We start from the raw sequence: 7,806 nt of genomic DNA on the forward strand, positions 1-7,806 counted from the left end.
TTAACTTAATTCCATTATATGCTAAACCCTTCTATAAAGTCAATACAATTACACATAAATTAATACAATTTAATACAAGTCAATACAAAAATATCAGTAAAAATCCATAAAAATCATTAAAATACAAGTGTTTTTCATATTGATTCGTATTAACTTGTATTGATTTGTATTGACTTTTTCATGATTTAATTATTTTTGAATCGTAGGGCCGATTGTATTCTTAAAATAACCATCTTTATCAAATTACAAAACCGCAATTTAAGTAAGTGGTCCTCGCCAATCTTCCCTAAACTTTTTAATCACTCAACAAAATTGAATAATATTATTCAATTTTGTTATAATCAAGATAGATATTTTTAATAATATTATTCAAAAGGAGGAGACTATGACTACTATAAAAGCAGTTACCCATGAGCTCCATAAAGCTTTTGAGCTATTTAATAAGAGATTTTTTGAAAATAAACTATCTACACCAGCTATCACAATTCAAACTTCACTCCACAATAAATTAAGTATGGGCTGGTGTTCTGTTCGACCTATTTGGAGCGATAAAAAAGGGGGAATTAAACTATATGAAATTAACATAAGTGCAGAATATGTAAACCATGATTTCTTTGAAACGATGGATACACTCATGCATGAAATGGTGCATTTGTATAATAATGTTCATGGTATTAAGGACTGTTCACGAAATGAAACTTACCATAACAAGCACTTTAAAGAGCGTGCAATAAAAAGTGGTTTTGAGTATGAAAGTGATAAACCAGATCCTAAGTACGGGTGGTCATTTGCAAGACTCTCACAAGAAACCAAAGACATTATCTCTAAGATGGATATAGACCAATCAGTTTTCACCATATCTAGACGTATGCCTCGCTATTTAAAACCCGTAGAATTTGCTTCAAACGATTCAGAAATGAATATTGAGACAGAAATAGAAGAATTCCAAACAGTAGCAAAGAAAACCACATGGAAATGGACGTGTCCAAAATGCAATCTTATTGTCCGATCCACCAAGCCATATGTAAATATTAAATGTGGTGATTGTGAGTTAACTCTGTTAGGTGAAGACAATTAAAATTCATCCTTAAAGGTATATCTTAACAAACGGTGGTTCGCTTTTCCTATTAGTGAGAGTAATATTCCAGTCGATATTTTAAAACACATCGACTTTTCAGTTTCAAATGGTCCCCATTTAGCTGAATACATAAAAAAGCCCTGGTTTTGATTTGATCAGGGCTTTTTTGTTTATATGAAACTCTTTTTATTGCTGTGTATTCCAGAATTGAACGTATCTATGCAAGGCCTCAATGCTTTTTAATCCCAAAAACGCTTTGATTTCAATGGGTTTCATGCCATTCTGTAGCGCATTTAATATAAAACGGTTCCGTAGCATAGTAGGCGTTACATGGATTTCAGCGCGTTTCGCTTCTTTTTGTAACATGCGTTGTACAGCGATTCGAGTTAAAGCGGCGGGTTGATCGTTTTCATAGTCCCAGCGGAATGTTTGCGGGCCGAAATCAAAAGCTATAAAGAAGGAATCACCCGTTTGTTGGCGTGGCCTTACAAGATTAGGAATCTTGTTGTAATACGATAAGGCAAGTTTTACATGCTCTTTTGAAAGGGTAATAGATCGTTTATGGGCGTGTAGCCCTCCTGGGGTAATCGTATTCGTCCCAAAGTGTACATCATGCATAGAAAGTGTGAGTATGTCCTGGATGGATAGTCCGTAATCTAACATAAAATGAACCAATAAAAGGTTACGTTCCAAAATAAATTTTCTGCCTGACGCCTGGTAGTCGGTTAACCCGTTATAACTACGCAAGACGCGGAATAGCTTTCTAATTTCTTTGTCTGATGCAAAGTGTTTAGAAGTCAGTCCAGGAGGGGAGACATCACTTTTTAAGTCCTGGGCCGCGCCATGAAATTGCAAAAAGTTAATCAGAATGCCTCGTACACGCTTTACATTAGAAACCGACGCTCCACGTTCCTTTTTAAGCGCTTTTAAGTATCTATCTAATACTTTTACATCAAAAGAACGGAAAAGCGATTCTGGAGGTGATTTGACGTGTTTTTGAATCCAAGACGTGAAAAGCGAGAGATCGTAGCGATATTGTTTAACAGTGGAGGATTTACGGCCATGTTTTAACAGATCAGCAAGGAAAAAATCAACAGAAAGTTCCCAAGTCATTTTTATATACTCCTTTGTCCTAAAAATTGTGTACCGCAATTATATACGAGAACCATAGAAACAAGCAATAGGGGATTCTAGGTCGAGGTGTTTTTTTTCTTTTTTGTTGGGCTGTGGGATTCCAGAGCCCTGACATTGCGGGGCTACGCAGCGACATATGGGCATGGCTAGACAGGGCGTGGAGTTGTGATATAGGGGTATATATAGATGTATTGGAGTGAGTGGAAGGCGAATGATGAGCCGATGTTGAGGGAAGACGATATGCGAGGAATGGGAATGGCCGCCGCCCCGTCTACGTAGTTTTATAAAAATCTGCCTGTCAACGGAATCTGATTCATAGCTGAATCAAGATACCCTTAACAGGAGAGCTTCAAGGTAAATCTAAGTTTCTAAATATTCCACGTAACCTAGTGTTATCAATGAGTTTAAGATAAGAATAAGTTCAGAATAACCTAAGTATGTTGTCGCAACTAATTCTGTAGATTTATCTCATATTATTCTGAATTAATTCTGAGGTTATTCTTTTTGTCGAAATGCTCATAATGAACAGAAATGATCGTTTGTTTTTAGAGTGCTGTACTATATATTTAGGGTGAAAATCACGAATATTAGTATTTATACTATCTACAGATATTCGGTGTTCCCTAGATTTGTAGATTAAATAACAAGAAGAGTTCTATTTTGGTATTTAGTTTGATCTGGAGGATATGTTTAAAAATCTAGAAAATTATAGTTCCCAATATGGGATACTTTATTATAATAAATCTTGTTTTAAAAAAAATTAAAATGATTAAATATATTAGGATTTATTTTTGCTCAATGAGCCTTACTCTTACAAGGGATTAGAAAATTATTCTTATTTAATTACTGATTTAAGAGCAGGTTCAATTCGAGTTTAAATTCATAGTGGATTTGTTATGAAAAACACTATGAATTTAAAAAATATAATAGATTAATAATATGTTTAATCTATTACAATAAAGAATGGCATGACAAAAAGCCTTGTTAGGGATGAATTTTTTGAACAAGGCTATTAAACAATTATTTTTTTGTGGAAAATGAGATTTAGGCGTTTGGATCAAGCATTTTTTGGAATAAATCGAATCGGATTGTCTTCTTAATTGATTTTCTCAATCCTATATTTTGTATGTTTTCTTTTGCTTTTTCCTCTCTACGCTCTCTATTTGCGGTTATCTGTTTTGTATAGATTTTCATGAAATGTGCAGGTGTACTCTCTTGTGATTTGTTTATCTCAAAATACTGTACACAATCTTCAAAAGTCTTTCTGGCCTCCCAATCTATATCTGGCGGCATACGAACCGCAATTGTATACGCATCTTTTTCAGTAATATTTGTATTTTTACTTAAAATGTACAGATAAAGTTTCTGTTGCTCTTCACTCATCCATTCATCCATTTCTTGAAATCGTAATTCTAAATTGCCAACTGGATCAGCAGCATTCTCTGGCTCTTTTTCTTCTAATTCTCCATTTGCAGGAGCCATAGAATCCAATATATCTACGCCCTGGCATGTAGGCACAGTTGGTTTTTCAGTTTGATCTGTAGGTTTTTCCTGTTTTTTACTTAGTTTTTTAGATAGAAACTTTGTAAATGTAGAAAAAATATCAATGGAAAACGCCCATTTTTGCTTAAAATATTCAATGATTTTTAAATAATTGGTATTGAGGCTTAATATGTAAATAGATGGTGCAATCTTACCATGACGTCTTGTTTTGATTTGATGGCATACTTCAAGGTCCTCTAACCAATTCAGAATAAAGTTGATGATTGGCACAGAAATACCCGATTTTTCACTGATTTGATTCTGTCTCATTTGAGAGTAGCCTTCTTGTACAAGGTAAGATAACACAACTTCCAATGCCTTATAGCGGCGTGGTGTTTGTACGAAGAAATCTTTAGTGGTTTTACCTTCTGTATCTAAAAGAATTAGATCAATAGCTTTAATTACTTTTTGTACTGTTTTATTGATAGCTCCTGTAGGAACATGAACCAGGTGTGGACTTAATTCTCGTTTTGCTGTACTTAGCAAAAAATTATTTAGTAGCACAAAAAAACCTCCTATTTTTCCCACCGCAAATAAACAGGAAAAACAGAGGTTTTATATTCACATTGTATATGCATTATGATATAATTTTAGTATCAAGTATGATACTAAAGAAAAACACATATATTTATAGTGTGAATTTAAAACCCTATCTTAGGAGTTTTAAATTGGTTCCGGTCGCCAAACTAGAAGCCAATTTAAAACTGGGCGGTGGGGTTTTATTTTTTTTGGTCTCGATTGATGAAAATTTTAAAAAAGCTTGTTTTTCTTGAATAAGTTATTTTTATTTTACAATTCTATTTAAATAATATCAACACTATAAGTTCATATTTCAAGATTAGGTGCAAAAATAAGAGAATTTCTCTCTCTTTTTTCACTTCATTAAATTCAGAAAATTCAAAAAATATTTGAGAAAACACTTGTTCTTGGGTATTATGGTATAATTTTCTTACTTATACATACGTTTCTGAATATTCGCGAAAAAAGACGAGGTGAAAGTCTACTATGAAGAAATTAGCTAAAGAAATTGATAATCATTTATCATTTAAAAATAAGACGTACACTGATCTTGCAAAAGAAATTGGAGTTGCCAAATCTACAATTTCTAATTGGATAAATAAAGGTAAGGAAATATCCGTATATACATTTTCGAAAATTGCTTATGTCATTTTCGAAAATGACAAGGAAAAACAAGAGCAAAAGATAATTGAGTATTTAGATACTTTAGAGGATAGATTAAATATAAATGTGAGGGTTGCATTTGCACTTGCTCATTTGAATGATCACTTGGTATTAATGAAATATCTTTATGAAGTATGTAAAAACAGTAAGGATTTTGAAATGAGACGATTTACGGATATTTTTGATTTATATATTGATCGTTTGAACGGGAAAAATGTCAGAGAAGTGTATTTGGGTATTCAAAAAGCTAGAAATTCAAGTACTGATGTAGAAATTTTTTGTGATATACTGAGTATGTTAATCCTTTGTGATTTAGGTGATTTTGGGTTAATGGAAGGTTATAAGTCGAGAGTCGAGATTAATATAATGGATGATAAATTAGTAACGAATAATTATTTAAAAAGTTTATACGAATTTTGGATGAAAGAGTTATGGAGCTATTCAATACTAAGGAAAGATAATGTTCTAGAATTTGAAAGGGAAAATAGAGAATTAAGGACACATAAGGATATAAATTTCTTTCCTGTTATGGAAGCTTTGTTGAATATCAGGAGCGGAGAAAAATTCATGTTTTCTGATTATAAAGAATCTTTGCGTTTCTTTCAGGAAGCATTAAATGTATTGGAAGGTGCTAAGGGTAGTTTAAAATATGATATAGCTCAAAATAATATTAACTTCATTAGAATTTTTTGGTGGAAAGATTTAGATAAAATAGATTTTGATAAATTACATCCGGCGGAGTACGCTTTATTTTTAGTTAAAAAAGGAAAGCTACAACAAGCAATAAATATACTAGAAGGAATCAGATTAAAAAAGAAAATGTTAACACCACTTCAAACGTGTTATCTGGGAATGGCTAAAAAGGATATACATTTAATTAAGAAGTCTATTGATATGTTTAAAGCTAATAATGATTTTTTATACGTAAAATTCGCAGAATCTGTATATAATGAATATATAGAAAAAATAATATAGTTATCAAGGGATGGTGAGAAAAAGGTGAAAAAGTTATATATATTAATAGTAGCCGCTATACTGTTATTAACCTTAGTGAATAGTTCACTTGGTAAAATGGAAACACAACAGTACTCCCAACAAGCTAAAAACTCCGGGAAAGAGTATACGCTGTATAGAATGATGGTCGATCCTGGTGGCGGTGGATAATTTTTCCAATTTATATTAAGTTTTATATTTTTACAAAAGACATCGTTTTGAACGGTGTCTTTTGTGATTTTATAAACTGTTTTATAAATCCTAACATAGGGGATTGTGAAACTTTTGTGTTATTTTTCACAATGTAAAAATAAAAAATGGAGGGCTAAACATGGGGAGAATGGGATTAAGTGAAAATGAATTAGTGGAGATTGTAAAAACAATTGATTTACAAACTTTTAGTGAAATAGTGGAGTTATGTGCGAGTTATGAACAAGAAGAATAGGAGAACCTCATTCCAGAGGCTCTCTTATTCTTCTTGTTCAACTTGTGTTTTTAATTGGCTGGCATACTTTAATAATTCTTCTTCAATACGAGGTTTATGTTTATCTGGTACACTCATGTATCTTTCATAGAGAAGTCTCGCTAAACGTTCAACAGGATCTTCTCCTTTAATACTTTTTAAGAGATCTTCATCAGGAATTTCATTTTTTAATAAAGAAGGGACACTGACATTTAAGTAACTAGCAATTTCCTCTAATTTATTCAAACGTGGCTTTTTTTCTCCAGTTTCCCAACTAGATACAGTTCTATATGTAGTATTTAAATCTTCAGCCATTTCTTTTCGGCTAACTCCTTTTATAGCTCTTAATTTTTTTATATTTTTCCCTACAACGTTTTCATCAATTGTCATTTTAATTATCACTCCAATTTCGCAATTTTAGCACAGTAAAATAATATTTTTCAAAAAATACACTAAAAGTGTTTAAAATATGAACTTTAAGTGTTGACTTTCGGCTTTAAGCCGAATACAATGTAATTAAGGGAAGGGAGGGTGAAAAATGCTAGCGTCAGAAAATAAAACCATTGTACGAGAATATAGGGAATCCAAAGGTTTAAGTATTAAGGAAGTTTCTAAAGGCGCTAAAATTCCAATCGGTACATTATATGATGTTGAAATTGGGAGAAGGAGTCTCAAAGCTAATAAAGCCAAAAAAATGGCTGATTTTCTTGAAATTCCAATCGAGAAACTTTTCATACCAACATATTATCGTGCAATACCCATCACAGATTGAATAAACCTCATGTTATTGGTTACATCTATTTTGTTCATATTCCTACTAAATGTTATTGTAAATGAAATTCGGCTAAAAGACGAAGTAATTATACCTAAAGTCTAATGTTCCATATTTAGAAGAGTTAAATTCTAAATATTCCGACCTTTGAAAACTGAATAATCTAAAGGAGCTGTAAAAATGGTTTTGAAACGATCGTATCAAACACTACTACTCTTTACGAGTGTACTTTTATTTGTGATGAGCTTCTTGATTCCGCTGAATCAAGCTAGTGCGGAGGTAATCAATCGAGAAAAGTATCAGATGGATTGGGCCTATAGTCCGCAATATGGGAAAGATGTTCGTACAGAGCTTCTAAAGAACGCGAGTGGTCAAATTGCGTATTGCCTAGTATACGGTTTAAAATCCCCAAATGGAGAGGATTTACCCGAATCGGGCAAAACAGATGATGTATCCTATCGCGTCTTAATGAATGGGTACCCACAGAAAACACCAGAAAATTTAGGTGTTGCCAATTGGAAAGAGGCCCATTATGCAACGCAATTAGCTCTTTGGAATGCACTTGGCCAAATTTCCGTTGATGAATTACAGTTCAAGAATGCGGCTGTTGAAAAAGCGGCAAAGAACATTATTCATGCGGCA

At 32.7% G+C, this 7,806-nt stretch carries 7 protein-coding genes; 4 read left to right on the forward strand and 3 right to left on the reverse strand.

Going from position 1 to position 7,806, the window contains the following annotated elements; genetic code table 11:
• The first annotated feature begins 385 nt into the window (after positions 1-385).
• Complete coding sequence (locus RT27_RS27355) at positions 386-1,078, forward strand: SprT-like domain-containing protein (RefSeq protein ID WP_006917302.1); 693 nt, start codon at positions 386-388, stop codon at positions 1,076-1,078.
• Positions 1,079-1,264: 186 nt separating this feature from the next.
• Here RT27_RS27355 and RT27_RS27360 read toward each other — a convergent pair whose 3' ends face one another.
• Both RT27_RS27360 and RT27_RS27365 read right to left on the reverse strand, forming a co-directional pair.
• Positions 1,265-2,191, reverse strand: a complete 927-nt coding sequence (locus RT27_RS27360; RefSeq protein ID WP_043938350.1) for a site-specific integrase — start codon at positions 2,189-2,191, stop codon at positions 1,265-1,267.
• A gap of 1,065 nt (positions 2,192-3,256) precedes the next feature.
• Complete coding sequence (locus RT27_RS27365) at positions 3,257-4,258, reverse strand: hypothetical protein (protein ID WP_043938352.1); 1,002 nt, start codon at positions 4,256-4,258, stop codon at positions 3,257-3,259.
• A 501-nt stretch (positions 4,259-4,759) separates the two neighbouring features.
• Here RT27_RS27365 and RT27_RS27370 point away from each other — a divergent pair.
• Complete coding sequence (locus tag RT27_RS27370) at positions 4,760-5,911, forward strand: AimR family lysis-lysogeny pheromone receptor (RefSeq protein ID WP_043938354.1); 1,152 nt, start codon at positions 4,760-4,762, stop codon at positions 5,909-5,911.
• 487 nt (positions 5,912-6,398) lie between these two features.
• Here the strand turns inward: RT27_RS27370 and RT27_RS27375 are convergent, their stop codons facing one another.
• Entirely contained in the window at positions 6,399-6,782 is a 384-nt protein-coding gene (locus RT27_RS27375) for a helix-turn-helix transcriptional regulator (RefSeq protein WP_000150947.1), read from the reverse strand.
• A gap of 148 nt (positions 6,783-6,930) precedes the next feature.
• Between RT27_RS27375 and RT27_RS27380 the strand changes: the two genes are divergently transcribed.
• Together RT27_RS27380 and RT27_RS27385 are read left to right on the forward strand one after the other, a co-directional pair.
• Positions 6,931-7,164 carry a helix-turn-helix transcriptional regulator gene (locus tag RT27_RS27380; RefSeq protein ID WP_043938356.1) on the forward strand — a complete coding sequence of 78 codons (234 nt, stop codon included), beginning with the start codon at positions 6,931-6,933 and terminating at the stop codon, positions 7,162-7,164.
• A 180-nt stretch (positions 7,165-7,344) separates the two neighbouring features.
• Positions 7,345-7,806: thioester domain-containing protein (locus RT27_RS27385; protein WP_043938357.1), on the forward strand; the 462-nt coding region annotated here is incomplete at its 3' end.

This window comes from Bacillus sp. L_1B0_5 (assembly GCF_000836715.1).
In the GTDB taxonomy this organism is placed as follows: Bacteria; Bacillota; Bacilli; order Bacillales; family Bacillaceae_G; genus Bacillus_A; species Bacillus_A thuringiensis_S.